A 26,758-nucleotide genomic window follows, 5' to 3' on the forward strand; every position below is an offset into this window, starting at 1 on the left:
GCTCGTGCTCCCCACGGGCGCGTTTTTCTTTTCGGGGCAATGGGATGGGGGGCGGTCTTGAACCTGCGTCAGATCAGTTCTGCGACGCTTTTTTCTTCGCGGTAGCGGCGTTCGAGGGCAGGAAACGGAGCAGTTCACGCAGCGCGATGCAAGCGATGAGGGTCATGGCGATCGTGTCGAAGCTGAACATTGTCCTCTCCTTTTCTGATGCTCCCAGATAAGGCGAGGAATCCGGCACAATCGTGACGGGCGCCGGGCGGGGGCGGGGCATCTCCGGGGCGTTTCTCGGGTCAGCGTTCGAGGATCAGCTGGTCGCGGCTCAACTCGACGCGGGCGAAGCGGGTCAGGTAGGCCATGCCCATCAGCGACTGGTCCATCTCGCCGCCATTGACTACGGCGCGCAGGTTTTCATCGTGGATCGGGCCGAGGTCGAGCGAATTCAGCACCACGGGCGCGGTGGCGACGGTGCCATTCGCCGTGCGCGCCTGGCCGAAATAGCTCAGGCCGTCCGGGTTCAGCCCAACACGCGCCGCATCCTGTCGCGTCAGCACGATATCCGAGGCGCCGGTGTCCACCATGAAGCGCACCTTGGTACCGTTGATTTCGGCGGTCAGGTAGTAATGCCCGTCGGGCGCGAGCGGCGCGACGATGCGCCCGTCCTCCAGCACCTCCTGACGGCCAAGCGCCTCGCGCGAGATGTCCTGCCACATTCCGGCCGCGCCCATCAGGCCGATGAAGATGAAGGCCCAGATCAGCATCTGTTGCGCGGCCTGGCCGGGGCGGCGAACGAATTGCGTCACCGCGTAGCCGCCCACCGCCAAGAGCAGCAGGCCGAAATACATCGCCCGTCCGGTCAGATCGCCATCCATGCGCACCTCCTGCGGGGGATATGGGGTGGGCGGGCGCCGCTGTCACCCGGTATCGCGCGATCTCGCGCCATTGTGTCGGCGTCAGAACAGGCCCGCACCGCGCAGCCCGTCAAGAATGAACTGAATGGAGAGCGCCGCGAGCAGCATCCCGAAGAGCCGCGTCACTACCATCACGCCGGTGCGGCCCAGCACATGCTCGATCGGGCCGGCGAGGAAGAACATGAACAGCACGCAGGCCAGCACCGCCAGCATCACCAGATGCACCAGCGCGATCTCGGCCCACTCCAGCCCCGGTTGCCCGGCCAGAAGAATCATCGTGGCCATCGCGCCCGGACCCGCGATCAGGGGCGTCGCCAGTGGAAACACCGAAGGGTCATCGGCGGGGCCGGGCTCGTGGCTTTCGCGGCGCTGGGTGCGACGCTCGAACAGCATCTCGAGCGCGGTCAGGAACAAGAGCACCCCGCCCGCGATCCGGAAGGCGGGCATCGAGATGCCGATCGCCGCCAGCAGCTTGTCGCCGAACAGCCCGAACAACGTCAGCAAGATCGCCGAGAGCCCGACCGCGCGCAATGCGATGCGGCGGCGTTCTGCCCCCTTTGCGCCATGCGTCAGCGCGACGAAAAGCGGCGCCAGCCCGATCGGGTCGACCACCACGAAAAGCGTCACGAAAGCGCTGATATATTCGGTCAGGTTCATGGGGCGACCTTAGCGGCGGAATGCCGCGGGCGAAACCCCGCCGAAATGGCCTTCAGGGGCGAAATTTTACGCCCCTTCGGTCGATTGGGTCTTTGATTGCCCCGGTGCATTTCTTAAATGGTAAGGCTGAAACACAAGGCGCGGGAGTGGACCCGCACCGGGGAGAGAACAATGCTCAACAATATCGGCCTTCCGGGTCTTCTTCTGATCGCAGTGGTGGTTCTGGTTCTGTTTGGTCGTGGCAAGATTTCCTCGCTCATGGGCGAAGTCGGCAAAGGCATCACCGCCTTCAAGAAAGGCGTGAAGGACGGCACTCAGGAAATCGAGGATGCCTCGAAAGAGGCGCGTGACGTCACGCCCGAATCCGAAAAAGACAAAGCCTGATCGGACGGGGCCCTGCGCGCTGCAAGGCGCGGGGGCGGGTGAACCATGTTCGATATCGGCTGGAGCGAACTTCTTCTGATCGGCATCGTCGCGCTGATCGTGGTGGGCCCGCGGGACCTGCCCGGCATGTTTCGCGCGCTCGGTCGCCTGACCGCGAAGGCCCGCGCGATGGGGCGCGAGTTTTCGCGCGCGATGGAGGATGCGGCGAAGGAAAGCGGCCTTGATGAGGCCGCCGGTGACCTGAAGGATCTGAAAGGGCTGGCCTCGAAGAAATCGCTCGGTCTCGATGCGCTGGAAAAGGCGACCGAGAAATTCGAGAAATGGGAGCCCAAGATCAACTCGGCCAAGACTGCGGCTGCGGCGCTCGCGCCCGGTGCGGCGGCGGCAGGCACGCCCTCTCCCGAAGAGCTTGAGGATGAGCCCGAGCCGCCCAAGCCCGCGAAAGCGGCGAAGAAACCCGCGAAGGCCGAGAAACCGGCCAAGCCCGCGAAAGCGGCCGAAAAGCCAGCGGCGAAACCCGCGGCCAAGAAACCGACCGCGCGCAAGACCGCCGCAAAGACCACAGCGAAATCGGATAAGGCATGAGCACCGGCGACCAGATCGAAGACACGTCCGCGCCGCTGATCGAGCATCTGGCCGAACTGCGCACGCGCATCCTTTACTCGCTTGCCGCCTTCATCACGGCGATGGTGGTCTGCTACGCGATCTGGAACCCGATCTTCAATTTCCTGACACAGCCGATCTGCCACTCGCTGGCCGAGCGGGGCCAGCAATGCGGGCTCTACCTGATCAAGCTGCAAGAGGGTTTCTTCGTCGCGATCAACATCTCGTTCCTCGGCGGCTTTGCTCTGAGCTTCCCGGTGATCGCCTATCAGATGTGGCGCTTCGTGGCGCCGGGGCTCTATAAATCCGAGAAATCGGCCTTCCTGCCGTTCCTCGTCGCCTCGCCGGTGATGTTCTTCCTGGGCGCGGCTTTTGCCTATTACGTGATCCTGCCGCTCGCTTTCACCTTCTTCCTGGGCTTCCAGCAAGGCGGGCTCGATGCGGCGGATGCGGCCAACGAGATGGCCGCGATCGGCTTCCAGGGCTCGGTGCAGGAATATCTCTCGCTGACCATTAAGTTTGTGATGGCCTTCGGGATCTGCTTCCAACTGCCGGTCCTCCTGAGCCTGATGGGCAAGGCGGGGCTGGTCTCGGCCAAGGGGCTTGCGGGCGTACGCAAATACGCCGTCGTCGCGATCCTCGTCGTGGCCGCGGTCGCCACGCCCCCCGATGTGATCAGCCAGGTGATCCTGTTCACCGTGGTCTACGGGCTCTACGAGGTCTCGATCCAGCTTGTCGCGCGTATCGAGAAGTCCCGCGAGGCGCGGATGCGCGCCGAGGGCACCTGGGTCGATGACGAAGACTGGGACGAGGACGAAGAGCCCGAGGAGACGCCCGAGGCCAAGGCATGAGCGAGCTCGACCTCGCCCGCATCGCCGACGCGCTCGAACGCCTTGCTCCGGCGCCTCTGCCTGCGCCCGATTTCCGTGAGGCCGATGCCTTCCTGTGGCAGACCGTGCCTGACCGGCTGGTCCCGGTGCCGAGGGTCAACCGCGTGGATCTGGCGCTTTTGCGCGGAATCGACCGCTCGCGCGACACGCTTTTGGCCAACACGCTGCAATTCGCGCGCGGGGCTGCCGCGAATAACGCGCTGCTCTGGGGCGCGCGCGGGATGGGGAAATCCTCGCTGGTGAAGGCCGTGCATGCGGCGGCGCTGGCCGAGGGCCTGCCGATCAAGCTGGTGGAGCTGTCGCGCGAAGATCTGCCCACGGTGGGGCGGCTTCTGACCCATCTGCGCGCCGCGCATCAGACCCGCTTTATCCTGTTCTGCGACGATCTCTCGTTCAGCCACGATGACCAGCATTACAAGTCGCTCAAGGCCGTGCTGGACGGCGGTATCGAGGGCCGCCCGGCCAATGTGATCTTCTACGCCACCTCGAACCGGCGCCACCTGATGCCGCGCGACATGATCGAGAACGAACGCTCCACCGCGATCAACCCTTCCGAGGCGGTTGAGGAAAAGGTCTCGCTCTCGGATCGCTTCGGGCTGTGGCTGGGATTCCACCCCTGCAGCCAGGACGAGTATCTCGCGATGATCCGGGGCTATTGCGACAGCTACGGGGTTGATATCTCGGACGCGGATCTGCGTGCCGAGGCGATCGAGTGGCAGGCCACACGCGGTGCGCGTTCGGGCCGCGTGGCCTGGCAGTATTTCACCGATCTTGCGGGCCGGCGCGGCATCGCTCTCTAGGCGGATTGGGGACGCTGCCCCCTCTTTTTCTGCGAAAAATTCACCCCCGGGATATTTCCGGCAAAATGAAGGGGCCCTTCATCGAGCGGAAAATACTCCGGGGGAGCCCGAAGGGCGGGGGCGGAGCCCCCCAATCCTTATTGCAGGTAGGGCATCGGGTCGACGCTGTCGAACCCCTTGCGGACCTCGAAATGCACGAAGCCCGGGTCGCTGTTGCGGACCTTGGCGATGCTTTGGCCGCGCTTGACCGATGCGCCTTTGGCGACGGTGATCCCGTCGATATTGGCATAAACGGTCATCAGGCCGTCAGCGTGGCGCAGCACCAGGATCGGCACTTGCTCGGTGTCGCGGGTAATCGCGGCGACGGTGCCATCGGCGGCGGCATGGACCGCGGTACCGGCGGCGGCCGCGATATCGACGCCGTCGTTCTTACCCTTGGAATAGGGGCGGATGATCGCGCCCGAGACCGGCATCGTCATGCGCGCGCTTGAGGTGGTGACCTGTTTGCTCATGTCCGGAACGCTGGAGATGTCGACAGGGGCGCTGGCCTTGGGCGGGGTCTCGCTCGGCAGGGGTTTCGAGGCCGAGGGCGGCTCGGGCGTGGCGGAGCCCGCGCCCGGGACGCTGGTGGCGGCGCTCGGCGCCTTGCCGGAGGTGACCGGGATCAGCAGGTATTGGCCTTCGCGCACGCTCATGTCGGCGGGCAGACCGTTCCAGTCGGCCAGCGAGCGCACGCCGACATTGTAGTAGCGCGCGATCGAATAGGCGGTCTCGCCGCGGGCGACCTTGTGGCGCACGGGCTCGGGTCCGGCCGGTGCGGCTGCGGCGGGTGCCGTGGCGACGGGCTTGCCGGCCTCGGCACGATCAATCGCATCTGAGGCGAGCGAGGTGATGTCGATCTCTTCGCTTTGCAGCGCGCCGGTGCCCGTGGTGGTGGCGGGCGCGGCGGCGACGCGGCTCGGCAGCGCGAGGATTTCGTCCTTGTTCAGCCGCATGTCGGGCGAAAGCGCATTGTAGCGCGCGAGTGTGCCCGCATCGACGCCCACGCGGGCGGCGACATCGGCGACGGTGTCGCCCTTGCGGGCCACCGCGACCTGATAATTCGGATAGGAGATCACGCCACGGCTGTCGGGCGCGGGGCGGTTGAGCGTCGCGGCCCGCGCGGCGGCGGTGGTGTCAAAGCCGATCTTGCCGAAATTCCGCAGATCGGGGTCGAAGGTGCCATCGGGATCGCAGGCGGCCAGCGCCATCAACGCGACGCCCGCGCCAAGAACAAGCCGCAGGCGGGGCAGGGAAGGGGAGATCATCATCAACTCGTCCTCATCGGTTTTCGCGAGCCCTGTTTGCCGGGCCCTTTGGTGGCGGCTGCCTTAGTCGCTTGCCATACCTTCGACAAGCGGCACGAACCGCACGGAACGCAATTCCTCGTACTCGAACCCTTCGCCGGTCCGCGTGACGCGGATCAGGCTCTGAACCGCATCGGACTGGCCCACGGGCACGATCATGATACCGCCGATCTTGAGTTGCGACAACAGCGGGCCGGGGGGGTCTTCGGCGGCGGCGGTCACGATTATTCTATCGAAGGGCGCCTGATCGGGCAGCCCGCGCGAGCCGTCGCCCGCGATCGCGGTGATGTTGGGCAGGCCAAGCGCACGAAACAGCGCTTCGGCCTCGCGCACGAGGCGGCGGTGGCGGTCGACCGTGTAGACGCGGCGGGCGAGGCAGGCGAGGATCGCCGCCTGATAGCCCGAGCCGGTGCCGATCTCGAGGACGGTATCGCGCGGGCCGACCTGCAGCGCCTGCGTCATCAGCCCGACGACCGAGGGCTGCGAGATGGTCTGGCCGCAGGCGATCGGCAGGGGCATGTCTTCATAGGCGCGTTCCGAGAACAGCCCGCGCACGAAATCGCCGCGGTCGATGCGCTCCATCGCGCCAAGCGTGCGGGCGTCGGTGATCCCTTTTGAGCGCAGCGCGAAGAGAAAGCGCATCTTGCGCTCGGCCAGCTCTTCGGCGCTCAGCGGGATGCCCGGCGCGTCGCTCATCCCAGCCGCGCCTCAAGCTCGGCCAGCACGTCATGGGCGGTCAGGTCGGCGCGCATCGGCGTCACCGAGATATAGCCTTCAAGGTTCGCCGCCGCATCGGTGCCGGGGGCGGTCGGCTCGTGCTGCGGGCCGCCCTTGATCCAGAGGAACCGGCGCCCTTGCGGGGAGTGATGCGCCTCGACGGAAAAGAAGCTGTTCGAGCGGTAGCCCTGCGCGGTGACGCGTGCGCCCTTGACGCCCGCAGCCAGAACCGGCGGAAAATTCACATTGTAGAACACGCGGTAGGGGCCATCGTCCCAGACGCCGTTTTCCCACAGGTTGCGCACCAGTGCGGGGCCGTGGACGCGGGCGGCCTCGAACATATCGGGCGATTGCATGATCTCGGGGCCGAGGAATTGCGACAGCGCGATCGCCGGAATGCCTTGCAGCGCCGCCTCCATCGCGCCGCCCAAAGTGCCGGAATAAAGCGCGTTATCGGCCGAGTTGTTGCCCCGGTTCACGCCCGACAGCACCAGATCGGGGCGGCCGTGCTGCATAACGTCGTAAAGCCCGGCGAGGACGCAATCGGCGGGGCTGCCCTCGGCGGCAAAGCGGCGCTCGCCGAGGCGCGCGATCATCATCGGATGGGTGTAGCTGATGCAATGGCCGACGCCGGATTGCTCAAACGCGGGCGCGACCGTCCAGACCTCGCCATCGGGGCCGGCCAGATCGGTGGCGATATCATGCAAGACCTGCAGGCCGGTCGCGTTGATGCCATCGTCATTGGTGATGAGAATGCGCATGTGGTCCCCCTTTTGGCCGTGCTTTGCCCTGCTTAGCGCGGGGCGGCGGGGGGCGGCAAGCGCATGCCGCCTGGCGGGGGTGTTTCTGGGCGCGGGCGAGTCCCGCGCGCCACAGATCAGAGCGCGGCGACGATCCGGGCCGCCTCGACGCGGCAATCGGTGAGGGCCGCGCGATCTTCGCCGGGGAAGAAGCGTGCGCGCACCGCGGTCGGCATCGGCGCAGGGCTGTCGATGACCACACGCGGGCCGATCTTTTCACCCTCTTGCTGCCAGCTGCGCGCCATCGCGATCTGTGCGGCCTTGGTCGCGCCATAGGTGCCAAAGAATTTCTGCCCGGCCCGGTTGTCGTCGAAGAACAGCGCCGTGCCTTCGCGCGCGCGCAGGAGCGGGTCGATCAGCGGAATCAGCGTCGCGGTTGCGGCCACGTTCAGCTTGATCGAGGGTTCCATATCCGACTTGTCGATATGCGAGGCCGGCGTCAGCGGCGCGGCATGGATCGCGGTATGCGCCCAGAGGTCGAGCCCGCCCCAGCGCCCGGCGATCGCGTGCGCCAGATGCTCCATCTGCTCGCGCTCGGTCACATCCAGAGGTGCTAGCGTGGCTGAGCCACCGGCTTTCTGGATCCGGTCGTCCAGCTCTTCGAGCGCGCCCACGGTGCGCGCCACTGCCATCACGTGCCAGCCGTTGCGCGCCAGCTCTTCGGCCAGCGCCGCGCCAAGACCGCGCGAGGCGCCGGTGATCAGGGCAAGTTTCTTTTCCATGTGCAGCCTGCTCGCGGTTCAGAAAATCCTGCGCGGTCTTTGGCAGACAGGCTTCGCGGGCGCAAGGGAAACTGCGGCGGATGCGACGATCCGGCACCATTGACTTTGCAAAACGACCCCTGGAGAGCGCTGCAAATTTTGCAACATTGCGCGTGACACATCGTCGCATCGCTGACATATTTTGCAGCGGCGCGGCAACAGCGCCAAGAGATATACCAACCAACAGGTCCGATCATGACTCTTTCGAAGGCTCTTGTGCCCTCCAACTCGATCGCAACCCGCGCCGCGATGGTGCTGGGCGGCACCGCGCTTCTTGCCGCGGCTTCGCAAATCTCGGTGCCGATGTTCCCGGTTCCGATGACCCTGCAGACCCTCGCCGTGCTGGCGATCGGCATGACCTTCGGCGCGCGCATGGGCGTGGCCACCGTCGCAGCCTGGCTGCTCGAAGGCGCCGCCGGCCTGCCGGTCTTCGCCAATGGCGGCGCGACTGCGGCCTTCTTCGGCCCGACCGTCGGCTTCCTCTTCGGCTTCCTCGCGATGGTCGCGATCGTCGGTTTCGCGGCTGATCGCGGCGTGAAGTCGGTTGTCGGCCTCGCCATCGCGGGCCTCATCGCCTCGGCAGCGCTCTATGTTCCGGGCCTCGCGGTTCCGGCGATCGCCTTCGGCAAGACCATGCCCGAGCTGCTCAGCGGCTGGATGCAGCCCTTCCTGATCGGCGATGCGGTCAAGGCCGTGCTGGCTGCGCTGATCGTCTCGGGGGGCTGGTCCTTCCTCGCCAAGCGCTGATCCTCGGCGACAAGACGACAAGAGCGCCGTCCTTCGGGGCGGCGTTTTTCTATGCGCGGCTCCGCGCCTTCAGTCGCGCCAGCGCCGCCTCGCACATGCCCAACTGCAGCCACTGACAGGGCGCGCAGATCTCTTGCAGCGCGTCTTCTGACAGCGCCTGCATCCGTGCCAGCGCCTCACCCCAGCTCAGCCGGTCTCCGGGCGAGACCCCCAGCGCGCGGGCATGGGCCGCGTCGAGCCGGGCGATCTTGTGGTTGTTCGCGCAATCCCGCCCGCGCCGCGAGGGGCAGGGGGCACAGATCGTATCCGCCCCTGCGATGACCTCGATCAGCACGCGCTCACCGCCCGGCACGCGCAGCGCGCCCTCGACCAGCGTCGCCATATTGGCGGTGAATTCCTCGGAATAGCCCTTCCCCTCGAAGCCGAGGGCGCAGAGGAAATGATGCGGGCGAAACTGGATCTGCTCTTTCATCGAGCCCAAAATACTCCAAGGTGAATTGGCCGCAAGGCCAAGAGGGGCAGCGCCCCTGCCTGCAATGCAAAAGGCCGGGGTTTCCCCCGGCCTTCCAATCTGGTGTCGCCTGGATCAGGCGCGGTCGTCGACCTCGACATAGTCGCGGGCCGGCGCGCCGGTGTAGAGCTGGCGCGGGCGACCGATCTTGCCGGCCGGATCGCCGATCATCTCTTTCCACTGCGAGATCCAGCCCACGGTGCGCGAGAGCGCGAAGATCGGGGTGAACATCGAGGTCGGGAAGCCCATCGCTTCGAGGATGATGCCCGAGTAGAAGTCCACGTTCGGGTAGAGCTTCTTCTCTTTGAAGTAGGGATCCTCAAGCGCGATTTTCTCAAGCTCTTTCGCGACTTGCAGGGTCGGGTTGTTGTGGACGCCGAGCAGCTCCAGAACTTCGTCGGCCGATTCCTTCATGACCTTCGCACGCGGGTCGAAGTTCTTGTATACGCGGTGACCGAAGCCCATCAGCTTGAAGGGATCGTTCTTGTCTTTCGCGCGGGCGATGAATTCCGGGATGCGATCGACGGTGCCGATTTCACGCAGCATCTCGAGGCAGGCCTGGTTGGCGCCGCCGTGGGCCGGGCCCCAGAGGCAGGCGATGCCGGCCGCGATACAGGCGAAGGGGTTGGCGCCCGACGAACCGGCCAGACGCACGGTCGAGGTCGAGGCGTTCTGCTCGTGGTCCGCATGCAGGGTAAAGATGCGGTCCATGGCTTTCGCCAGCGCCGGCTCCACGTGATAGGGCTCGGCCGGGACCGAGAAGCACATGTGCAGGAAGTTCGACGCATAGTCGAGATCGTTGCGCGGATACACGAAGGGCTGGCCGATCGAGTATTTATAGGCCATCGCGGCGATCGTCGGCAGTTTCGCGATCAGGCGCATCGAGGCCACTTCGCGCTGCCACGGATCGTTGATGTCGAGCGAGTCGTGGTAGAAGGCCGACATTGCGCCGACCACGCCGACCATGGTCGCCATCGGGTGGCTGTCGCGGCGGAACCCACGGAAGAAGTTGTGGATCTGCTCGTGCAGCATGGTGTGGCGGGTGATACGGAATTCGAAATCTTCCATTTGCTGGCGGTTCGGCAGTTCGCCGTTCAGCAGCAGGTAGCAGACTTCGAGATAGTGCGATTTCTCGGCCAGCTGGTCGATCGGATAGCCGCGATACAGCAGCTCGCCCTTGTCGCCGTCGATATAGGTGATCGCCGAGTCACAGGCCGCGGTCGAGGTGAAACCGGGATCGTAGGTGAACACGTCGCCCTGGGCGTAGAGCTTGCGGATATCAAGGCAATCCGGGCCCACGGTGGGCGAAAGGATCGGAAGTTCGACCGTCTTGCCTTCGAAGGTAAGCGTCGCGGTTCTTTGTTCAGCCATGGCAGTCCCTCTCTGTCGTCCGGCGGGGCCGCGCCGGGAAGTCATCCGGGAAAACCCCGGGTGGCACCGGCGGCCAGGCCTCAGGCCGCCTGTTCCTGGAGCCGGGCAAGAGTTTCCTCCTGTCCCAGAACCAGCATCATGTCGAAGACGCTCGGCGTTGCCGCACGTCCGGCAAGTGCTGCACGCATCGGGGCTGCAAGCTTGCCAAAGCCGATTTCATGAGCTTCGGCCACGCCGTTTGCACATTGTTCCAGCTTGTCTCGCGTCCAGCTAGCATTTTGCAGCTGCGACGTCAATTCATTCAGTATACCACGGGATACCGGATCAAGTGCCTTGGCCGCCTTTTCCTCGATCTCGAGAGGCCTCTCGGCGAAGATAAAGTGAGCTTTCTCAAGGAGTTCCGGGAAGGTCTTGGCGCGCTCCTTAAGGCAGTAAAGCCCCTTTGCAAGCCGCTCACGCTGCAACTCGGTCAGGGAGGGGCGTTCGGAAGCCGTGATAAATGCCTCAATTTCAGGCAGAAGGGTTTCATCCGCGCTGGCCGCGATGTGCTGACCACAGATATTTTCCAGTTTCTTGAAGTCGAGCCGCGCCGGCGAGCGCCCGATTCCCTTCAGGTCGAACCATTCGAGCGCCTGCGCGTCGGTGAAGAATTCATCATCGCCATGGCTCCAGCCGAGGCGGCAGAGGTAGTTGCGCATCCCCGCCGCCGGGTAGCCCATGGCCTGATATTGTTCGAGCCCCACCGCGCCGTGGCGCTTCGACAGTTTCTTGCCGTCGGGGCCGTGAATCAGCGGGATATGGGCGAACACCGGGATCTTCCAGCCCATCGCGTTATAGACCTGAACCTGCCGCGCGGCATTGGTCAGGTGGTCATCCCCCCGGATCACATGGGTCACGCCCATGTCGAAATCATCGACGACAACGGCCAGCATGTAGGTGGGGGTACCATCCGAACGTAAACACACCATGTCATCGAGCTGGTCGTTGCGGAAGGTCACGTCGCCCTGCACCTCGTCCTGAATCACCGTGGCGCCTTCGCGCGGGGCCTTGAGGCGGATCACATAGGGCGCGTCGGGATGGGTCGCCGGGTCGGCGTCACGCCAGGGCGACTGGAACAGCGTCGAGCGCCCTTCGGCGCGGGCGGCCTCGCGGAAGGCCTCGATTTCTTCCTGCGTCGAAAAGCACTTATAGGCCGCGCCACGGGCCAGCATCTCGCGGGCGACCTCGGCATGGCGGTCGCGCCGGGCAAACTGGCTGATCGGCTCGCCGTCGAAATCGAGCCCGAGCCACTGGATGCCCTGCAAGATCGCGGCGGTCGCTTCGGGGGTCGAGCGTTCGCGGTCCGTATCCTCGATGCGCAGCAGGAACTTGCCGCCGCGCCCGCGCGCGTAAAGCCAGTTGAACAGCGCCGTGCGCGCGCCGCCGATATGCAGATAGCCGGTCGGCGAGGGGGCGAAGCGGGTGACGATTTGGTCGCTCATCGAAGCAGCCTTTCCTGCGCCCTTAACCTTTGCTCAGGCGCATTAACCTTTCGGAAACCTTGTAGCCCGTAGGCTCTCGGAGTGGATGCATACGCAGGCTTGCGCGGAGAAACAAGCGTGGGACGGGAATATCAGGCGGCACCGGGGGCGGTGAGGCGCCCGCGCGCCTCCGGGCGCGGTGCCGCGCGATTGCACGCGTGGGCCCGGGCGGCCGTGGCGGGGCTGGACGATCTGCCCGCTGCGATGGCACGCGCGCAGCTCGATCTGGTGCTCTGGATGCCGGTGGCGCTGGGGCTCGGGATCGGGCTCTATTTCCTTGCGCCGCAAGAGCCGGGGCCGGTGGTCTATGCTGTCGCGGCGGTGCTGTGCATTCCCACTGGCTGGAGTTGGCTGCGCGGGCCCGAGGGGGCGCGTTTTCCGGCGGCGCTGGTCACGCTGGCGCTGCTGGGGTTCGTGCTGGCGGGGCAACGTGCGCATCAGGTCGGCGCGCCGGTTCTTGGCTTTCGCTATTACGGTCCGATCGAGGGGCGGATCGTCGCCATCGACCGCTCGGGGAGCGACCATTTGCGCCTCACGCTGGACCAGCTCCGCCTGGACCGCATCGCGCCCGAGCGGCGGCCCGGCAAGGTTCGGGTCTCGCTCCATGGCGATCAGGCGCATCTGCACCCCGAGCCCGGCCAGCGCGTCGCCCTGACCGGGCATCTGCAGCCGCCGAACGGCCCCGCCGAGCCGGGGGGCTTCGACTTTCGCCGCCTTGCCTGGTTTCAGGGACTGGGCGCGGTGGGCTACACGCGCAGCCCGGTCCTGCAACTCGCGCCGCCTGACCCGTCGGACTGGCAGCTGGCGGGGCACCGGCTGCGCATGCGGTTGTCAGCCGGCCTTCAGGCGCAACTGCCGGGGCAGGCGGGGGCGGTCGCCGCAGCCTTGCTGACGGGCGACCGCTCGGGGATTTCGGACGCGACGATGCAGGCGATGCGCGATTCGAACCTTGTGCATGTGATCTCCATCTCGGGACTGCACATGGGGATGGTCGCGGGGTTTGTCTTTGCGGCGGTGCGCCTTGCGCTGGTGGCGGCGGGGCGTGTGGCGCTGGTCTGGCCGGTGAAAAAGATCGCTGCCTGCGCCGCCCTCGTGGCCGCGACGCTTTATCTTTGGGTCGCCGGGCCGCAGGTCGCCACGCAGCGCGCCTATATCATGGCGGCGGTGATGCTGCTGGCGGTGCTGCTGAACCGGCGCGCCTTCAGCCTGCGCACTCTGGCGCTGGCCGCGGTGATCCTGCTTGTCTGGGAGCCCGAGAGCCTGACCGAGCCGGGGTTCCAGATGTCCTTCGCCGCGACCATCGCGCTGGTGCTCAGCCTCGGGCCATGGGCACAGATCGGGCCACGCCTGCCGAAATGGGTGCGCCCGATGGCAATGCTGGTGCTGACCTCGGTCGTGGCGGGGCTGGCAACGGCGCCAATCACCGCCGCGCAATTCCATCGCATCTCGGAATACGGATTGCTCGCAAACCTGCTGGCGGTGCCGGTGATGGGGGTGCTGGTGATGCCGATGGGGGTGATCGCCGCAGTCGTGGCGCCGCTGGGGCTCGAGGCCTTGCCGCTCTGGCTGATGGGGCAGGGTGTGGCCTGGATGATCGCCGTGGCCGAAGGCGTCGCGGCGCTCGACGGCGCGGTGGTCGCCATCGCAGCTCCGGCACGCGCGGTGCTGCCGCTTCTGGGGTTTGGCGCCTGCATCGCGGTCTTGGCGCGCGGGGCAGGCAGCAGCTTCGGCGTCCTGATCCTGATCCTCGGCGCGCTCCTGTGGTTCACGACACCGCGCCCCTTCCTCCTGATCGCGCCCGAAGGTGAACTGGTCGGGGTGGTGACCGACGAGGGCCGCGCGCTGTCCAAATCGGGCGCAAGCTTCATCGCCGGGCGCTGGCTCGAGGCCGATGGGGATGAAGCCTCGGCCGAAGACGCCGCGGCGCGCCCGGGTTTCGAGGGGCCGCGCGGCGCGCGCAAACTGCAGGTCTTTGGACGTCGACTGTGGCATCTGACGGGGAAATCTGCGGGGGCGGTACTCCTCGAAGCCTGTACCGCAGACGCGCTTGTTATCCTCGATCGCGCGGCCCCGGAGGGTGATTGGCGCGGCTGTGACTTATGGGACCTGCCGCGCTTGCGTCGGAGCGGAGCGCTGGCCTTTGACGCGGAGGGCCTCCCAACCACCGCCAATCAGGCCGTAGGGCAGCGGCTCTGGAGTGGGCGTTAACCCTTTCATCGAGCCCCAAATACTCCCGCCGAAGGCGCCGCGCGCATGAAAAAGGCGCCCGTCAGGGCGCCCGTTCCAAGCCTTCGCAATCATTCAGTAGCTGCGGATCAGCCCCACGAGCCGCCCTTGCACCTTGACCTGATCGTCGCGCAAGAGCCGCGTTTCATAGGCCGGGTTCGCCGCTTCCAGCGCGATCATCCCGTTGCGGCGATAGAACCGCTTCAGCGTCGCCTCATGGTCTTCGACCAGCGCCACCACGATATCGCCATTATCGGCGGTGGATTGTGTGCGGATCACCACCACATCGCCATCGTTGATCCCTGCCTCGATCATGGAATCGCCTTTGACTTCAAGGGCATAATGCTCGGCGCGCCCCGAGACCATCGAGCCCGGCACCGCCACATGATGCGAGACCTCGGAAATCGCCTCGATCGGCACGCCCGCCGCGATCCGGCCCATCACCGGCAGCTCCAGCGCGCCTGCGGCTTCGACCGCCAGCGCCCCGCGCGGCGGATCGACCTTGTCGCCTTCGATCACGCGCGGCGCGAAGCCGGTCTTTTTCTCAAGCGCCTCGGGCAGTTTCACGATCTCGATCGCGCGGGCGCGATGCGCCAGCCGGCGGATGAAACCCCGCTCTTCGAGCGCGGTGATCAGCCGGTGAATCCCCGATTTCGAGCGCAGATCCAGCGCGTCCTTCATTTCGTCGAACGAAGGCGGAACGCCATCCCGGTCCATCCGCTTCTGAATGAATTCCAGCAATTCCAATTGCTTGCGCGTGAGCATCGACAGTCCTCCGAAGATTGGCCGCCCAAAGGTTCACTTGATGTTCTAAAGCTGTTCCGTTTTCGTGTCAACAACGCCCTGCGCGTAGCCTTAACGAAGCGGCAGATACTCGACAATCTCGCCCGCCTTGCGCGGCCCGTCGCCCAAGGGGCGGATCAGGAGCGCGTCGGCCTCGGCGAGGACGCTCAGCATCGCCGAATCCTGATTGGCGAAAGCGGTGATTTCGGGAAGTCCCTCGGTTTCGCGCAGGCGCGCGCGCATGAAGTGGGTGCGCGGGCCGGTCGGGCCGACATCCTCCGCCAGCATCGCGCGGCGCGGCGCGTGGGTGGCGGGCAGGCCCTGCATCTTCTGCAGCATCGGCACCAAGAACAGATGCGCGCAGACCGTGGCCGAGACCGGGTTGCCGGGCAGGCCTAGCATTGCGGCCGCGCCCATCTTGCCCGCCATCAGCGGCTTGCCGGGCCGCATCGCGATCTTCCAGAAACTGCGTTCCAGCCCCAGTTCGGCCGCGACCTGCCCGACCAGATCGTGGCTGCCGACCGAGGCGCCGCCCGAGGTCACAACCAGATCGGCGCCCTCGGCCAGCGCAAACACCCCGCGCAGGCTGTCCTCGGTGTCGCGCGCGATCGGCAGCATGCGCACGCGCGCACCCGCGGCCTCGGCGATGGCGCCGACGACGAAATTGTTCGAGCAGAGGATCTGGTCCGGGCCCGGTGCCTCGCCCGGCATCACCAGCTCGTCGCCGGTGGCGATCAGCGCGATTTCCGGGCGGCGATAGACCGAGACCTCGGCCACGTTCATCCCCGCCAGAAGCCCCAGATCGGCGGGCGTCAGCGGGCGGGCGGGGCAGAATTCGGCGCCTTCGGCGAAATCCTGGCCGCGCGGGCGGATGTTGTCGGTCTCGGCAAGGGTGTCGGGCAGGGTGATCGCGTCGCCCGCGCGGGTCACGTTTTCCTGCAAGACCACGGTGCCGCCATCAGCGGGCACGGGTGCGCCGGTGAAGATGCGGATGCACTGGCCTGCGGCCAGCGTGCCGCCAAAGCTGCGCCCGGCGGCGGATTCGCCTACCACCGTCAGCGTCGCGCCGGGGCGGTGATCGGGGGCGGCCAGCCAGTAGCCATCCATCGCCGAGGCGGAAAACGGCGGCTGCGTCAGCCCCGCGCGTGCGGGCGCGGCCATCACCCGGCCAAGGGCCGCGCGCAGCGGCACGGTTTCGGCAGGCAAGGGCCCGACCAGTTCCAGAACCTTGGCCAGCGCCTCTTCGACCGAAATCATCGCCCTCTCCTTCGTCAGTCCGCCTCGTAGCGGCCCGATTTGCCGCCATCTTTCAGGGTCACGCGGATGCCTTCGATCCGCATGGATTTCTCGACCGCTTTCAGCATGTCATAGACCGTCAGCGCCGCCGCCGAGACGGCAGTGAGTGCCTCCATCTCGACGCCGGTCTGGCCCGAGGTCTTTACCGTCGCCGAGATCCGCACGCCCGGCAGTTCGGCATCGGGCGTCAGATCGAGCGCGACCTTGGTGATCGGCAGCGGGTGGCAGAGCGGGATCAGATCGGAGGTCTTTTTCGCCGCCATGATCCCCGCGACCCGCGCGATGCCCAGCACATCCCCCTTTTTCGCGGTGCCTTGCAGCACGTAGTCCAGCGTCTCGGGGGCCATCACCACGCAGCCCTCGGCGGTCGCTACGCGGTCGGTCACCGACTTGCCCGAGACATCGACCATATGCGCCTGACCCTGTTCGTCGAAATGCGTCAGGCTCATGCCAGCAGCTCCTTGGTGGCGGCTGCGACATCGGCCTGCCGCATCAGGCTTTCGCCGATCAGGAAGCGGCGCGCGCCGACACCGGCCATGGCGGCGAGGTCTGTAGGCGTGAAAATCCCGCTCTCGCAGACCAGATCGCGCCCTTCGGCGAGGATCGTGGGCGCCAGCTGGCGCGTCACATCGAGCGTCACCTCGAAGGTCTTGAGGTTACGGTTGTTCACCCCCAGGAGCGGCGATTTCGTGACCTTCAGCGCACGGTCCAGCTCTTCGGCGTCATGCACCTCGACCAGCACATCCATGCCCCAGTCATTGGCGGCGGCCTCCAGTTCGGTGGCCAGAGTATCCTCGACCGAGGCCATGATGATCAGGATGCAATCGGCGCCCCAAGCGCGGGCCTCGGCGACCTGATAGGTGTCATAGAGGAAATCCTTGCGCAGCGCCGGGAGCGTGCAGGCCGCGCGCGCGGCGATCAGGAACTCGGGCGCGCCCTGAAAGCTGGGCGTGTCGGTCAGCACCGAGAGGCACGCCGCGCCGCCCTGTTCATAGGCTTGCGCCAGCGCGGGCGGGTCGAAATCGGGGCGGATCAGCCCTTTCGAGGGCGAGGCCTTCTTGATCTCGGCAATCAGCCCATAGCCGGTTTCGGCCTTGGCACTCAGCGCGCGGGCAAAGCCGCGGGTGGAGGCCTGCGCGCGGGCCTCGGCCTCGATGCTCGCCAGGGGGCGCGCGGCCTTGGCGGCGGCGATTTCCTCAAGCTTGTAGGCCTTGATCTTGTCGAGAATGTTCATGCGCGCGCCTCTTGCGTGATCCGCGCCAGCGTCTCGACCGCGCGGGCGGCAGCGCCACTGTCGATGGCGGCGGCGGCGATTTCGACGCCCGATTTCAGGTCCGCGGCCTTGTCGGCCACCACCAGCGCCGCAGCGGCATTCAGCAATACGGCATCGCGATAGGCCGATTTTTCGCCCGCAAACAGCGCGCGGATCGCGGCGGCGTTTTCCGCAGGCGTTCCGCCCACGATGTCCTTGAACGGATGCACCGGCAGGCCGGCATCCTCGGGGTGGATCGTCATCCCGGTCACCTTGCCAGCATCCAGCACCGCGACTTCGGTCGTGCCGGTGATGGTGATCTCATCGGTGCCGTCCGAGCCATGCACAAGCCAGGCCTTTTCCGAGCCCAGCATCCCCAGCGTTTCCGCCATCGGAAAGATCAGATCGGGCGCGAAGGCCCCGGTCAGCTGGCGCTTCACGCCTGCCGGGTTGGTCAGCGGCCCGAGGATGTTAAAGATCGTCTTGCAGCCCAGCTCCATCCGCACCGGCATCACGTGTTTCATCGCCGGATGGTGGATCTGCGCCATCATGAAACCGATATTCGCCTCGGCAAGGCCACGCTCGGTGGCGGCGGGGCCGGCCATCACGTCGATGCCGAGTTCCGTCTGCACATCGGCTGTGCCCGAGCGCGAGCTGGCCGCGCGGTTGCCGTGTTTCGCGACGGGCACGCCCGCGCCCGCGACGACGAAGGCGGTGGCGGTCGAGATGTTCAGCGTATGCATGCCGTCGCCGCCGGTGCCGACGATATCCATCGCGCCCTCGGGCGCCGTCACCGGCACGCATTTCGCGCGCATCGCGGCGGCTGCGGCGGCATATTCGGCAACGGATTCGCCCCGCGCGCGCAGCGCCATCAGCAGCCCGCCGATCTGCGCGGGCGTCGCCTCGCCGTTGAACAGGATCTCAAACGCGGCCTCGGCCTGGGCGCGCGACAGTGGGCCTTCGGAGGCAGCAAAAATCAGCGGTTTCATCGCATCGCTCATGCGCGCACCTTCACTTTCGCTTCGTCGAGGAAATTACGGATCATCTGGTGGCCATGTTCCGAGGCGATCGACTCGGGGTGGAACTGCACGCCCTCGATCAGCTTTTCGCGGTGGCGCAGCCCCATGATCATGCCGTTTTCCAGCCAGGCGGTGACCTCGAGGCAATCGGGCAGGGTTTCGCGCTCGACGATCAGCGAATGGTAGCGCGTGGCCTCGAAGGGCGAGGGCAGGCCGCGGAACACGCCTTTGCCCTCGTGATAGATCGTGCCCATCTTGCCATGCACTATTTCGCCCGCGCGCACGACTTTGCCGCCAAAGGCCTCGCCGATGGTCTGGTGGCCAAGGCACACGCCCAGGAGCGGCAGGCCTGCCTCGGCGGCGGCCAGCGTCAGCGGCAGGCAGATCCCCGCCTGCGCCGGATCGCAGGGTCCGGGCGACAGCACGATTGCCTCGGCGCCCATGCCCATCGCCTCCTGCACGTCGAGCGCATCATTGCGCACCACCTTCACATCGGCGCCCAGTTCGCCGAAATAATGGACAAGATTATAGGTGAAGCTGTCGTAATTATCGATGAGCAGCAGCATGGCGTCGGCTTTCGTCTGGCCCGCGGGCGCGGAATGGGGGAGCCTCGGTATTTCAGGGGTGAACCGGGCTTTCGGTCGCGCTATAGATGTTCAGAGGCCCGCGCCGGGGTCAAGGGCAGAAGCCCCGCAAGCGCGCGGAAGAGCAGGCTGAAGGGCCGGCACGTCAGAGGCAGGGGAAACGATGCGTGGTCTGATTGCGGGAATGGTGAGTGGTGGCGTCGTGGCGGCACTGGGTCTTGGGGCGGTGTCGATGGTGACGCCTCTGCCCGAAACGCCGGGCGCGCATCTGGCGTCCGTTCTGGCCGCAGGGCGCGCGCCGCAACTGGTGCCGCCCGCCGAGACGCCCGCGCCGCAAGTCGTGGCGCAGGCGGAACCTGCACGCGAACCCGCGCCCGAGCCCGCCCCGCAACCCGCGCCGGAACCGGCTCCTGCGCCGGAACCCGCGATGCCTGAAACGAGCCCGGCGCCGCAGCCTATGCCCGTCGAGGAGCCCGCTCCGGCCCCTGTTGCCGAGACCCCGGAGCCCGCTGCGCCGGAGGCTCCCGCGCCGGAACCCCGCGAAGTCGCGCAATTGCCCGAGGCCGCGCCTCCGGCTGAGCCGGTGCTTCCGATCGAGCCCGAGGTCGCGCCCGAGCCCGCGATGCCTGAGCAAGAAACGCAGGCCGAGGTTGTGCCCGAACCCGAGCCCCAAGATGAACCTGCCGCCGAAGCGGCCCCGGAACCCGAACCCGCTCCCGAAAAGCCGCGTATCTTCGCGGCGGGGGAAAATCGCATGGCGCTGGGGCAGAAATCCGCGGGCTTCGGTCAGCCTGCCGGGGCGATGCCGCAAGGGGCCGAGCCCGGCGCGAAACCGGCGGTAATCTCGGGGCGGCTGCCGCAGATCGGTGGCAAGGGGGGCGACGCGGGCAAGCGCCTTGAGGCGCCCGGTGCCGCTGCTGGCGCCACGCCGCTTGCGCAGAACGCGATGCCCTTTGTCGCGCCCGAGGGCGCGCTCCTTTATTCGGTCGTGCTGATCGATCCGGGCGTTGCCGCTGGCGGGCTGGACCGCGCTACGATCACCGCGCTCGGTTTTCCGATGACCATCGCCATCGACCCGACGCGCCCCGACGCGCCCGAGGCCGCGCGCGCCTTCCGCGACGCGGGGCTTGAGGTCGCGATCCTTGCCGCCGACATTCCCGAAAGCGCGAGCGTCACCGACCTTGAGGTGATCGTCGAGGCTTGGCGGCAGGCGGTGCCCGGTGCGATCGGCGTGGTCGACGGGCCAGCGGCGCAGTTCCGTCAGGACCGCGCGCTGGTGCAGCCGATGGTCGAGATCCTTGCGCGCGACGGGCTGGCGGTGATCGCGATGGAGGAAGGCCTGAACCCGGCCGAGCATCTCGCGCAGGCGCAAAAGGCGGGCTACGTCGGGCTTTGGCGCGAGATCGACGCCGAGCGCGAGCGCGGCGCGGTGGTCGAACGGATGCTCTCGCGCGCGGCCTTCGAGGCGCAGCGCAGCGGTGCGGTCGCGGTGGTGCTGAGCGCCTGGCCCGAAACCGTCGCCGGGCTGCAAAGCTGGGAGCCGGTGGCCTCGCGTTCGGTGACGCTGGCGCCGGTCTCGGCACTGGCGCTGCGCTCGCTCGCGCCCTGATCCAGACACGCAATCCGAAATGCAAAACGGCGCGGAATGCCCCGCGCCGTTTGCTGTTTCTGGCGTCCGCGCTTAGCTGTTGCCGTGGCGCACGAACAGGCCCGCATCCTCGGCCGCTTTGCGCAAGGCATTGGACTTGTTGACGGTTTCCTGGAACTCGCCCTCGGGCGAGCTGTCATAGACCACGCCGCCACCGGCCTGGATATAAAGCGTCTGATCCTTGAGCACGGCCGTGCGCAGCGCGATGCACATGTCCATCTCGCCATTGGCGGCGAAATAGCCGACGCCGCCGCCATAGATGCCGCGCTTCTCGGGCTCGAGCTCGTCGATGATCTCCATCGCGCGCACCTTGGGCGCCCCCGACACCGTGCCCGCCGGCAGCCCGGCCAAGAGCGCCGACAGGGCGTCTTCGCCATCGGCCAGCTCGCCCACCACGTTCGAGACGATATGCATCACGTGCGAATAGCGCTCGATGATGAATTTCTCGGTGGGTTTGACGGTGCCGATCTTGGCCACACGCCCGACATCGTTGCGCCCGAGATCCAGGAGCATCAGATGCTCGGCCAGTTCCTTCTGGTCCGAGAGCAGGTCTTCCTCCAGCGCCTTGTCCTCGGCGGGGGTGGCGCCGCGCGGGCGGGTGCCCGCGATCGGGCGGATCGTCACCTCACCCTCGCGCAGGCGCACGAGGATTTCGGGGCTTGCGCCGACGATCTGGAAACCGCCGAAGTTCAGAAAGAACATGAAGGGCGACGGGTTGGTGCGCCGCAGCGAGCGGTAGAGCGCGAAGGGCGGCAGCGGGAAATCGGCCGACCAGCGCTGCGCCGGGACAACCTGAAAGATGTCGCCCGCGCGGATATATTCCTTGGCCTTCTCGACCGCGGCCATATAGCCCTCGCGGGTGAAGTTGGACTTCATCTCGCCGACCTGCGCCACTTCGCCCAGATCGCGCTGTTGCGCGGGGGCACGGTCGAGGTCGCGTAGCGCGTCCATCACGCGCTCGGCGGCCTGCGCATAGGCCGCGCGCGCCGAGAGCCCCGAGCTTTGGAACGCGGGCGCACACAGGATCACATCGCCCTTCACGCCATCCAGCACCGCCACCAGCGAGGGGCGCATCAGCACCGCGTCGGGCACGCCGATCGGGTCGGGATTGACGTCGGGCAGATGCTCGACCAGCCGGATCATGTCATAGCCGAGATAGCCGAACAGCCCGGCGGCGGCCGAGGGCAGGCCCTCGGGCATCTCGATCCGGCTTTCGGCGATCAGCGCGCGCAGGCTCTCGAACGGATGGCCGGGCAGGTCGATGAAAGTCTCGTCAAAGCGGGCGTTGCGATTGATCCGCGCGCGCTCGCCCCGGCATTCCCAGATCACGTCGGGTTTCATGCCGACGATCGAATAACGCCCGCGCACCTCGCCGCCGGTCACCGATTCCAGCATGAACGAGTTCTTTTGCGCATCCGCCAGCTTGAGCATCAGCGAGACGGGCGTATCCAGATCGGCCGCGAGACGGGCGAAGACCAGCTGGTTCTCACCGCGCGCCCAGGCCGCTTCGAAGGCCTCGAAACTCGGGGACAGGGCAACCATTTCGCGTCTCCTTACTGCATCTGCGCCTGCACCGCGTTGATCGCGGCAGGGTCGAGCTGAATGCCGGCCTCGGTCTCGATGGCGCGGGCGTAATAGTCGAGCACATCGGCCGCGAGCGACTGCGAGAGCTGACGCTCGACGACATCGCGGATCTGCAGGACCCGGGCGTCTTCCATGTCGGCGGCATTGATCGACTTGAGTTCGACGATCGCGACGCGGCCCTGATCGGCGACGATCTGACGCTCGCCGGGCGCCTTCATCGCGAAGGCGAGATCGGCGATGCCTGCCGGGGCGCCGGGCACGAAGCCGCCGCGCGCCAGCTCGGGCTGTTGCGTCACGATCAGGCCGCTCGCGGCAAGATCCTTGCCCTCGCTGGCCAGCGTGGCCAGAAGTTCATCGGCGCGGGCGGTTTTCTGCTGCGCCAGCGCATCGGCGCGCCAGGCCTCGGTCACGGCCTCGCGGGCTTCGTCAAGCGGGATCACCGCTGCCGGGGTCACGCCATCGAGGCGCAGCGCAAAGACGCCGCCATCGTCGAGATTGCCGAGCTCGGGGAAGTCATCGGCGGTGGCCTTGGAGGCGGCCTCGCGGAACGCCTCGTAGCCCATGATGTCATCCTCGGCGGCAGGCCCGAACGACACGGTGCCCAGCTCCATCGCGGTTTCCTCGGCCATCTGTTCGAGTGTGGCGCCGCCTGCCAGCAGGTCTTCGAGCGAGTCGGTCATGTCGCCGATCGCGCGGCGGGCACGGTCGGTGCCGACCTCGGCGCGCAGCTCGTCGCGGACCTCTTCGAAGGTGGTTTCCTGCGGTGCGATGATCACGTTCATCTGAAACAGTGCCGGGCCGAAATCGGTTTCGATCGGGCCGACGACGCCGGGCGTTTCCAGCGCGAAGACGGCTTCGCCCGCAGCGCCCAGATCGGCCTTGGTCGGCTCGCCCAGATCGGCGTCTTCCAGCGTCAGACCGCGCTCGGCGGCCAGATCGGCAAAGCTCGCGCCCGCCTCATATTTCGCCAGCGCCGCCTCGGCCTCGTCGAGCGTCGGATAGACCAGCCGCTCGACCATGCGCTTTTCGGGCTGCACGAACTCGTCGATGCGCGCGTCATAGGCGGCACGCAGCGTGGCCTCGTCGATCTCGATCTGCTCGAGCATCATCTGCGGCGTGAGCCAGAGATAGGTGATCTCGCGGGTTTCGGCGCGGGTGAACAGCTCGGGGTGGTCGGCGTGGAAGGCGGTCAGCTCGGCCTCGGTCGGCTCGGGCAGGGCCTCGGCCAGATCTGCCTCGGTCACTTCGGCCCAGGCGATGTCGCGGCTCTCGGCGATATAGCCCAGATAGGCCTCGGTCGCGGTATCCTGCGCCGGAACGCCCGCCGCCACCGCGCCTTGCACGATCGAGCGGCCGATATCGGCGCGCACGCGGCTTTCGAACTCGGCCTCGGTGAAGCCCTCTTGCTGGATCGTCAGGCGATAGGCTTCGCGGTCGAACTTGCCGTCCATGCCCTTGAAGGCCTCGGCCGAGGTGATCTCGCGGTGCAGCTCCTGATCGCCCACCGAGACGCCGATGCGGCGCGCGGCCTCGGTCAGCGCGGCCTCGCCGAACAGGAGCGCCTGCACGCGCTGTTCAAGGCCCATCGCGCGCGCCTCGGCCATGCCGATCGGGCGGCCCTGCTGGGCGCCCAGATCGTTCATCTGGCGCTGCAGCGCGCGGGCGTAATCGCGGGTGGAAATCTCGGTGTCGCCGACCATGCCGATGGCCTCGATGCGGCCGCCGAAATTGCTGATCCCGAAGCCCCCGAGGCCCAGCACCAGCATGCCCAGGAGCACCCAGACGATCATGTTTTTGCCGTGGCTGCGCAGCTTCAGGGACATGGGGGTCCTCCCGTATTTCAGGCCGTTTGAGGGTGTTTAGGGCTTTGGGCAGAGGGCCGCAAGGCTCAGCGCACGCGGGCGCGCAGCCTTTCGGCCAATTCCGCGATGCCGGTGGCGTCGATATTGGCGAAGGCGATGCGCATCTGGCGCCGCGCCTCGGGTGCGTCTTCGGGCATGAACATCGTGCCGGGAAGCATCAGAACACCCGCCTCGCGCACCAGAGCGCGGGCGAATTCGGGGGAGGGGCGCGGGTCGGGGTGGGTGGCATAGGCGAAATAGGCGCCGCAGCCCAACAGATACCAGCCGGGCAGATCGGCCATCGCGGCCTCCATCGCGGCACGCCGCGCGAGGATCTCGGCGCGTTCGCCCGCGAGCCAGTCGCCCAGGTTGCGCATCCCCCAAAGCGCGCCGATCTGGCCCAGCTGGTTCGGGCAGATCGCGACGGTATCGAGGAATTTCTCGACCTCGGCGAGGCGCGCGGGCGCGGCCACAATCGCGCCGACGCGGTGGCCGGTCAGGCGGTAGGCCTTGGAGAAGCTGTAAAGCTGGATCAGCACCTCGTCCCAGTCCGGGTCGGCGAACAGGTCATGCGGCGCGCCCTCGCGCGCGTCGAAATCGCGATAGGTCTCATCGACGATCAGCGCGAGGCCGCGCGCCCGCGCCAGATCGAGGAAGGCCGCGACCAGCTCGGCGGGGTATTCCACGCCGCCCGGATTGTTCGGGCTGACCAGCACGATGGCGCGGGTACGCGGCGTGATGCGCGCCGCCGCCTCGTCGGGGTCAGGCAAGAGCCCCGCGCCGGGCGCCAGCGGAACGGCCCGCACCCCCGCCATGTCGAGCCACATTTTATGGTTGAAATACCAAGGTGTTGGCAGAAGAACTTCATCCCCCGCGCCGGCCAGCGTCGCCATCACGGCGCAAAAGGCCTGATTGCAGCCCTGGGTGATCGCGACCTGTTCGGGCGCGACCGCGCCGCCATAGGCGCGGCTCCACTGCCTCGCCACCTCGGCGCGCAATTCGGGCAGGCCCAGCACGGGGCCGTAAAGATGGGCGGCGGGGTTTTCCAGCGCGGCCTCGGCGATGGCGCGGCGCAGCCCTTCGGGGGGGGCGGCGACCGGCGCGGCCTGACTGACGTTGATCAGCGGGCGTTCGGGCGGAAAGGTCACCCCCTCGATCCAGCGCCGCGCCTCCATCACCGGCGGCGGGAAGGTGGCGGCAAAGGCAGGGTTGAGGGGCAGGGGCATCGTGCTCTCCGGGGTTGCGGCGCCCAGATCAGCACCCCGCGCGCGGCTTGGCAAGCGGGGCTGTGCGTATTTTCGCCAAGAAGAAGGGGGCCCAGAAAGCCCCCCGGTTTCTTCTTGGTCTAAATACGCCCCCGCCGGAGGCGGTGCGGCTCAGTCGGTGCCGCGATAGGGCTGGACGTATTGCAGCGCCATGTCCCACGGGAAGAAGATCCAGGTGTCCTGGCTGACTTCGGTGATGAAGGTGTCGACCTGCTCGCGGCCCTTCGGCTTGGCGTAGACGGTGGCGAAATGCGCCTTGGGATAGAGCTTGCGCACCAGTTCCAGCGTTTTGCCCGAGTCGACCAGATCGTCGACGATCAGGACCCCCTCGCCATCGCCCATCAGCTCGGCCTGCGGTTCCTTGGTGACCAGTGCCTCTTTCTGGGTCTGGTGCGAGTAGCTTTTTACCGAGATCGTGTCGACGACGCGGATATCAAGCTCGCGCGAGACGATCGCCGCCGGCACGAGGCCGCCACGGGTGATGCCGACGACCGCTTTCCACTGGCCGTTGTCCGGGCCCTTGCCGTCGAGCCGCCACGCCAGCGCGCGCGCGTCGCGATGCAGTTGATCCCAGCTTACGTGGAAGCCTTTTTCATGGGGCAGACGATCCACCATTTCTGTCTCCTCAGGTCAATGCGAGTTTCAGGCCGAGCGCGGCCAGAAGACCGCCAAAGATGCGGTCGATCACGGTTTTCAGGTTCAGATAGCCGCGCCGCGTGCGTTCGAGCGAAAAGATCCGCGCGACGATCACGTTCCAGCCGGCATCGTTGAAGAAGATGATGCCCAGAATCACCAGATAGACCCAGAGGGGCGCGACCGGGGGCACGAAAGTCAGGAAGATGGTGCCGAAGAACACCGCCGGTTTCGGGTTGGCCAGCTGCGTCGCGATGCCGAGCCACACAAGCCCCAGCGCCGAGCGCGGAGCGCGGCCTTCGGGCAGGGTCATGTCCATCGGTTCGGGCGCGTGGCGCCACATTTTCCAGGCCAGATAGAGCAGATAGGCGGCGCCCGCGAATTTCAGCGCGGTCAGCAGCGCCGGTGCGATCTTGAACAGAACCGCCAGTCCGAAGAAGGCCGCGACCGCCCAGATGCACGCGCCAAGGCCGATGCCCACCGCCAGCCAGGTGCCGCGGGCAAAGCCTTCGAGCAGGCTGGTGCGCGCGGCCAGCAGCACGGCGGGGCCGGGGCTGATCGCGGCGGCGAGATGGACGAAATAGATCGCGGCAAAGGCGGCGAGCGTCATGG

27 protein-coding genes are annotated in these 26,758 nt (G+C 66.9%); 7 read left to right on the forward strand and 20 right to left on the reverse strand.

Going from position 1 to position 26,758, the window contains the following annotated elements:
- Window positions 1-290: 290 nt before the first annotated feature.
- Window positions 291-869 (reverse strand): retropepsin-like aspartic protease family protein, encoded by a 579-nt coding sequence (locus CLN94_RS05740; RefSeq protein WP_096432043.1) that lies wholly within the window; start codon window positions 867-869, stop codon window positions 291-293.
- Window positions 870-950: 81 nt separating this feature from the next.
- The gene (locus CLN94_RS05745) at window positions 951-1,565 is read right to left on the reverse strand and encodes a MarC family protein (protein ID WP_096432045.1); all 615 of its coding nucleotides are present in this window, start codon (window positions 1,563-1,565) and stop codon (window positions 951-953) included.
- Window positions 1,566-1,736: 171 nt separating this feature from the next.
- On the opposite strand from CLN94_RS05745, the gene tatA reads away from it, so the two are divergent.
- Genes tatA through CLN94_RS05765 form a run of 4 tightly spaced genes read left to right on the forward strand, consistent with a single transcriptional unit; the run spans window position 1,737 to window position 4,242 of the window.
- Window positions 1,737-1,949 carry a twin-arginine translocase TatA/TatE family subunit gene (gene tatA, locus CLN94_RS05750; RefSeq protein ID WP_096432047.1) on the forward strand — a complete coding sequence of 71 codons (213 nt, stop codon included), beginning with the start codon at window positions 1,737-1,739 and terminating at the stop codon, window positions 1,947-1,949.
- A gap of 45 nt (window positions 1,950-1,994) precedes the next feature.
- The gene (gene tatB / locus CLN94_RS05755) at window positions 1,995-2,534 is read left to right on the forward strand and encodes a Sec-independent protein translocase protein TatB (protein ID WP_096432049.1); all 540 of its coding nucleotides are present in this window, start codon (window positions 1,995-1,997) and stop codon (window positions 2,532-2,534) included.
- Window positions 2,531-3,403, forward strand: coding sequence for a twin-arginine translocase subunit TatC (gene tatC / locus CLN94_RS05760; RefSeq protein ID WP_096432051.1), 873 nt, complete (start codon window positions 2,531-2,533; stop codon window positions 3,401-3,403). The genes tatB and tatC overlap by 4 nt, the downstream gene beginning before the upstream one ends.
- The gene (locus CLN94_RS05765) at window positions 3,400-4,242 is read left to right on the forward strand and encodes an ATP-binding protein (protein ID WP_096432054.1); all 843 of its coding nucleotides are present in this window, start codon (window positions 3,400-3,402) and stop codon (window positions 4,240-4,242) included. Before tatC ends, CLN94_RS05765 begins: the two co-directional genes overlap by 4 nt.
- 137 nt (window positions 4,243-4,379) lie before the next feature.
- Here the strand turns inward: CLN94_RS05765 and CLN94_RS05770 are convergent, their stop codons facing one another.
- From CLN94_RS05770 to CLN94_RS05785, 4 genes are all read right to left on the reverse strand, one after another.
- On the reverse strand, window positions 4,380-5,549 hold the full coding sequence (locus CLN94_RS05770) for a LysM peptidoglycan-binding domain-containing M23 family metallopeptidase (RefSeq protein WP_096432245.1): 1,170 nt from the start codon (window positions 5,547-5,549) through the stop codon (window positions 4,380-4,382).
- 63 nt (window positions 5,550-5,612) lie between these two features.
- Entirely contained in the window at window positions 5,613-6,284 is a 672-nt protein-coding gene (locus CLN94_RS05775; protein WP_096432056.1) for a protein-L-isoaspartate(D-aspartate) O-methyltransferase, read from the reverse strand.
- Entirely contained in the window at window positions 6,281-7,066 is a 786-nt protein-coding gene (gene surE, locus CLN94_RS05780; protein WP_096432058.1) for a 5'/3'-nucleotidase SurE, read from the reverse strand. The genes CLN94_RS05775 and surE overlap by 4 nt, the downstream gene beginning before the upstream one ends.
- 116 nt (window positions 7,067-7,182) lie before the next feature.
- Window positions 7,183-7,827 (reverse strand): SDR family NAD(P)-dependent oxidoreductase, encoded by a 645-nt coding sequence (locus CLN94_RS05785; protein WP_096432060.1) that lies wholly within the window; start codon window positions 7,825-7,827, stop codon window positions 7,183-7,185.
- 234 nt (window positions 7,828-8,061) lie between these two features.
- Between CLN94_RS05785 and CLN94_RS05790 the strand changes: the two genes are divergently transcribed.
- A complete protein-coding gene (locus CLN94_RS05790) occupies window positions 8,062-8,613 on the forward strand; it encodes a biotin transporter BioY (RefSeq protein ID WP_096432062.1) in 552 nt (183 codons plus the stop codon).
- A 49-nt stretch (window positions 8,614-8,662) separates the two neighbouring features.
- Here CLN94_RS05790 and CLN94_RS05795 read toward each other — a convergent pair whose 3' ends face one another.
- From CLN94_RS05795 to gltX, 3 genes are all read right to left on the reverse strand, one after another.
- Window positions 8,663-9,085, reverse strand: a complete 423-nt coding sequence (locus CLN94_RS05795; RefSeq protein WP_096432064.1) for a DUF1284 domain-containing protein — start codon at window positions 9,083-9,085, stop codon at window positions 8,663-8,665.
- Window positions 9,086-9,199: 114 nt separating this feature from the next.
- A complete protein-coding gene (locus CLN94_RS05800; RefSeq protein WP_096432066.1) occupies window positions 9,200-10,495 on the reverse strand; it encodes a citrate synthase in 1,296 nt (431 codons plus the stop codon).
- Window positions 10,496-10,575: 80 nt separating this feature from the next.
- Complete coding sequence (gltX, locus tag CLN94_RS05805) at window positions 10,576-11,976, reverse strand: glutamate--tRNA ligase (protein ID WP_096432068.1); 1,401 nt, start codon at window positions 11,974-11,976, stop codon at window positions 10,576-10,578.
- Window positions 11,977-12,165: 189 nt separating this feature from the next.
- On the opposite strand from gltX, the gene CLN94_RS05810 reads away from it, so the two are divergent.
- The gene (locus CLN94_RS05810; RefSeq protein WP_245845113.1) at window positions 12,166-14,223 is read left to right on the forward strand and encodes a ComEC/Rec2 family competence protein; all 2,058 of its coding nucleotides are present in this window, start codon (window positions 12,166-12,168) and stop codon (window positions 14,221-14,223) included.
- A 93-nt stretch (window positions 14,224-14,316) separates the two neighbouring features.
- Here CLN94_RS05810 and lexA read toward each other — a convergent pair whose 3' ends face one another.
- From lexA to CLN94_RS05840, 6 genes are all read right to left on the reverse strand, one after another.
- Window positions 14,317-15,006, reverse strand: coding sequence for a transcriptional repressor LexA (lexA, locus tag CLN94_RS05815; protein WP_096432070.1), 690 nt, complete (start codon window positions 15,004-15,006; stop codon window positions 14,317-14,319).
- A gap of 90 nt (window positions 15,007-15,096) precedes the next feature.
- Window positions 15,097-16,281: a molybdopterin molybdotransferase MoeA gene (locus CLN94_RS05820; protein ID WP_096432072.1), complete on the reverse strand. Its 1,185-nt coding sequence runs from the start codon at window positions 16,279-16,281 to the stop codon at window positions 15,097-15,099.
- A 14-nt stretch (window positions 16,282-16,295) separates the two neighbouring features.
- A complete protein-coding gene (gene moaC / locus CLN94_RS05825; RefSeq protein WP_096432074.1) occupies window positions 16,296-16,769 on the reverse strand; it encodes a cyclic pyranopterin monophosphate synthase MoaC in 474 nt (157 codons plus the stop codon).
- Window positions 16,766-17,554, reverse strand: coding sequence for an indole-3-glycerol phosphate synthase TrpC (gene trpC / locus CLN94_RS05830; protein ID WP_096432076.1), 789 nt, complete (start codon window positions 17,552-17,554; stop codon window positions 16,766-16,768). The genes moaC and trpC overlap by 4 nt, the downstream gene beginning before the upstream one ends.
- A complete protein-coding gene (gene trpD / locus CLN94_RS05835) occupies window positions 17,551-18,573 on the reverse strand; it encodes an anthranilate phosphoribosyltransferase (RefSeq protein WP_096432078.1) in 1,023 nt (340 codons plus the stop codon). Before trpD ends, trpC begins: the two co-directional genes overlap by 4 nt.
- Complete coding sequence (locus tag CLN94_RS05840; protein WP_096432080.1) at window positions 18,570-19,157, reverse strand: anthranilate synthase component II; 588 nt, start codon at window positions 19,155-19,157, stop codon at window positions 18,570-18,572. The genes trpD and CLN94_RS05840 overlap by 4 nt, the downstream gene beginning before the upstream one ends.
- 181 nt (window positions 19,158-19,338) lie before the next feature.
- Here CLN94_RS05840 and CLN94_RS14200 point away from each other — a divergent pair, with 181 nt between their 5' ends.
- Window positions 19,339-20,784: a divergent polysaccharide deacetylase family protein gene (locus CLN94_RS14200; RefSeq protein ID WP_096432081.1), complete on the forward strand. Its 1,446-nt coding sequence runs from the start codon at window positions 19,339-19,341 to the stop codon at window positions 20,782-20,784.
- 72 nt (window positions 20,785-20,856) lie between these two features.
- Here CLN94_RS14200 and trpE read toward each other — a convergent pair whose 3' ends face one another.
- From trpE to CLN94_RS05870, 5 genes are all read right to left on the reverse strand, one after another.
- Window positions 20,857-22,365: an anthranilate synthase component I gene (gene trpE, locus CLN94_RS05850; protein WP_096432083.1), complete on the reverse strand. Its 1,509-nt coding sequence runs from the start codon at window positions 22,363-22,365 to the stop codon at window positions 20,857-20,859.
- An 11-nt stretch (window positions 22,366-22,376) separates the two neighbouring features.
- Complete coding sequence (locus CLN94_RS05855) at window positions 22,377-24,230, reverse strand: SurA N-terminal domain-containing protein (protein ID WP_096432085.1); 1,854 nt, start codon at window positions 24,228-24,230, stop codon at window positions 22,377-22,379.
- 65 nt (window positions 24,231-24,295) lie between these two features.
- Complete coding sequence (locus CLN94_RS05860; RefSeq protein WP_096432087.1) at window positions 24,296-25,474, reverse strand: aminotransferase; 1,179 nt, start codon at window positions 25,472-25,474, stop codon at window positions 24,296-24,298.
- A gap of 150 nt (window positions 25,475-25,624) precedes the next feature.
- Complete coding sequence (gene gpt, locus CLN94_RS05865) at window positions 25,625-26,128, reverse strand: xanthine phosphoribosyltransferase (protein WP_096432089.1); 504 nt, start codon at window positions 26,126-26,128, stop codon at window positions 25,625-25,627.
- 10 nt (window positions 26,129-26,138) lie between these two features.
- Window positions 26,139-26,756, reverse strand: coding sequence for a LysE family translocator (locus tag CLN94_RS05870; protein WP_096432091.1), 618 nt, complete (start codon window positions 26,754-26,756; stop codon window positions 26,139-26,141).
- Between the last annotated feature and the right edge of the window lie 2 nt (window positions 26,757-26,758).

The organism is Pseudothioclava arenosa (assembly GCF_002358085.1).
Classification (GTDB): domain Bacteria; phylum Pseudomonadota; class Alphaproteobacteria; order Rhodobacterales; family Rhodobacteraceae; genus Pseudothioclava; species Pseudothioclava arenosa.

Bases quoted from the DNA above. Each gene is read 5' to 3' on its own strand.
- CLN94_RS05860 (WP_096432087.1), bottom strand. From the start codon at position 25,474: ATGCCCCTGCCCCTCAACCCTGCCTTTGCCGCCACCTTCCCGCCGCCG.
- CLN94_RS05790 (WP_096432062.1), top strand. From the start codon at position 8,062: ATGACTCTTTCGAAGGCTCTTGTGCCCTCCAACTCGATCGCAACCCGC.
- CLN94_RS05800 (WP_096432066.1), bottom strand. From the start codon at position 10,495: ATGGCTGAACAAAGAACCGCGACGCTTACCTTCGAAGGCAAGACGGTC.
- CLN94_RS05785 (WP_096432060.1), bottom strand. From the start codon at position 7,827: ATGGAAAAGAAACTTGCCCTGATCACCGGCGCCTCGCGCGGTCTTGGC.
- trpC (WP_096432076.1), bottom strand. From the start codon at position 17,554: ATGAACATTCTCGACAAGATCAAGGCCTACAAGCTTGAGGAAATCGCC.
- gltX (WP_096432068.1), bottom strand. From the start codon at position 11,976: ATGAGCGACCAAATCGTCACCCGCTTCGCCCCCTCGCCGACCGGCTAT.
- CLN94_RS05740 (WP_096432043.1), bottom strand. From the start codon at position 869: ATGGATGGCGATCTGACCGGACGGGCGATGTATTTCGGCCTGCTGCTC.
- trpD (WP_096432078.1), bottom strand. From the start codon at position 18,573: ATGAGCGATGCGATGAAACCGCTGATTTTTGCTGCCTCCGAAGGCCCA.
- CLN94_RS14200 (WP_096432081.1), top strand. From the start codon at position 19,339: ATGCGTGGTCTGATTGCGGGAATGGTGAGTGGTGGCGTCGTGGCGGCA.
- gpt (WP_096432089.1), bottom strand. From the start codon at position 26,128: ATGGTGGATCGTCTGCCCCATGAAAAAGGCTTCCACGTAAGCTGGGAT.
- lexA (WP_096432070.1), bottom strand. From the start codon at position 15,006: ATGCTCACGCGCAAGCAATTGGAATTGCTGGAATTCATTCAGAAGCGG.
- CLN94_RS05765 (WP_096432054.1), top strand. From the start codon at position 3,400: ATGAGCGAGCTCGACCTCGCCCGCATCGCCGACGCGCTCGAACGCCTT.
- CLN94_RS05870 (WP_096432091.1), bottom strand. From the start codon at position 26,756: ATGACGCTCGCCGCCTTTGCCGCGATCTATTTCGTCCATCTCGCCGCC.
- CLN94_RS05840 (WP_096432080.1), bottom strand. From the start codon at position 19,157: ATGCTGCTGCTCATCGATAATTACGACAGCTTCACCTATAATCTTGTC.
- CLN94_RS05795 (WP_096432064.1), bottom strand. From the start codon at position 9,085: ATGAAAGAGCAGATCCAGTTTCGCCCGCATCATTTCCTCTGCGCCCTC.
- CLN94_RS05775 (WP_096432056.1), bottom strand. From the start codon at position 6,284: ATGAGCGACGCGCCGGGCATCCCGCTGAGCGCCGAAGAGCTGGCCGAG.
- tatC (WP_096432051.1), top strand. From the start codon at position 2,531: ATGAGCACCGGCGACCAGATCGAAGACACGTCCGCGCCGCTGATCGAG.
- trpE (WP_096432083.1), bottom strand. From the start codon at position 22,365: ATGGTTGCCCTGTCCCCGAGTTTCGAGGCCTTCGAAGCGGCCTGGGCG.
- tatB (WP_096432049.1), top strand. From the start codon at position 1,995: ATGTTCGATATCGGCTGGAGCGAACTTCTTCTGATCGGCATCGTCGCG.
- tatA (WP_096432047.1), top strand. From the start codon at position 1,737: ATGCTCAACAATATCGGCCTTCCGGGTCTTCTTCTGATCGCAGTGGTG.
- surE (WP_096432058.1), bottom strand. From the start codon at position 7,066: ATGCGCATTCTCATCACCAATGACGATGGCATCAACGCGACCGGCCTG.
- CLN94_RS05770 (WP_096432245.1), bottom strand. From the start codon at position 5,549: ATGATCTCCCCTTCCCTGCCCCGCCTGCGGCTTGTTCTTGGCGCGGGC.
- CLN94_RS05855 (WP_096432085.1), bottom strand. From the start codon at position 24,230: ATGTCCCTGAAGCTGCGCAGCCACGGCAAAAACATGATCGTCTGGGTG.
- CLN94_RS05745 (WP_096432045.1), bottom strand. From the start codon at position 1,565: ATGAACCTGACCGAATATATCAGCGCTTTCGTGACGCTTTTCGTGGTG.
- moaC (WP_096432074.1), bottom strand. From the start codon at position 16,769: ATGAGCCTGACGCATTTCGACGAACAGGGTCAGGCGCATATGGTCGAT.
- CLN94_RS05820 (WP_096432072.1), bottom strand. From the start codon at position 16,281: ATGATTTCGGTCGAAGAGGCGCTGGCCAAGGTTCTGGAACTGGTCGGG.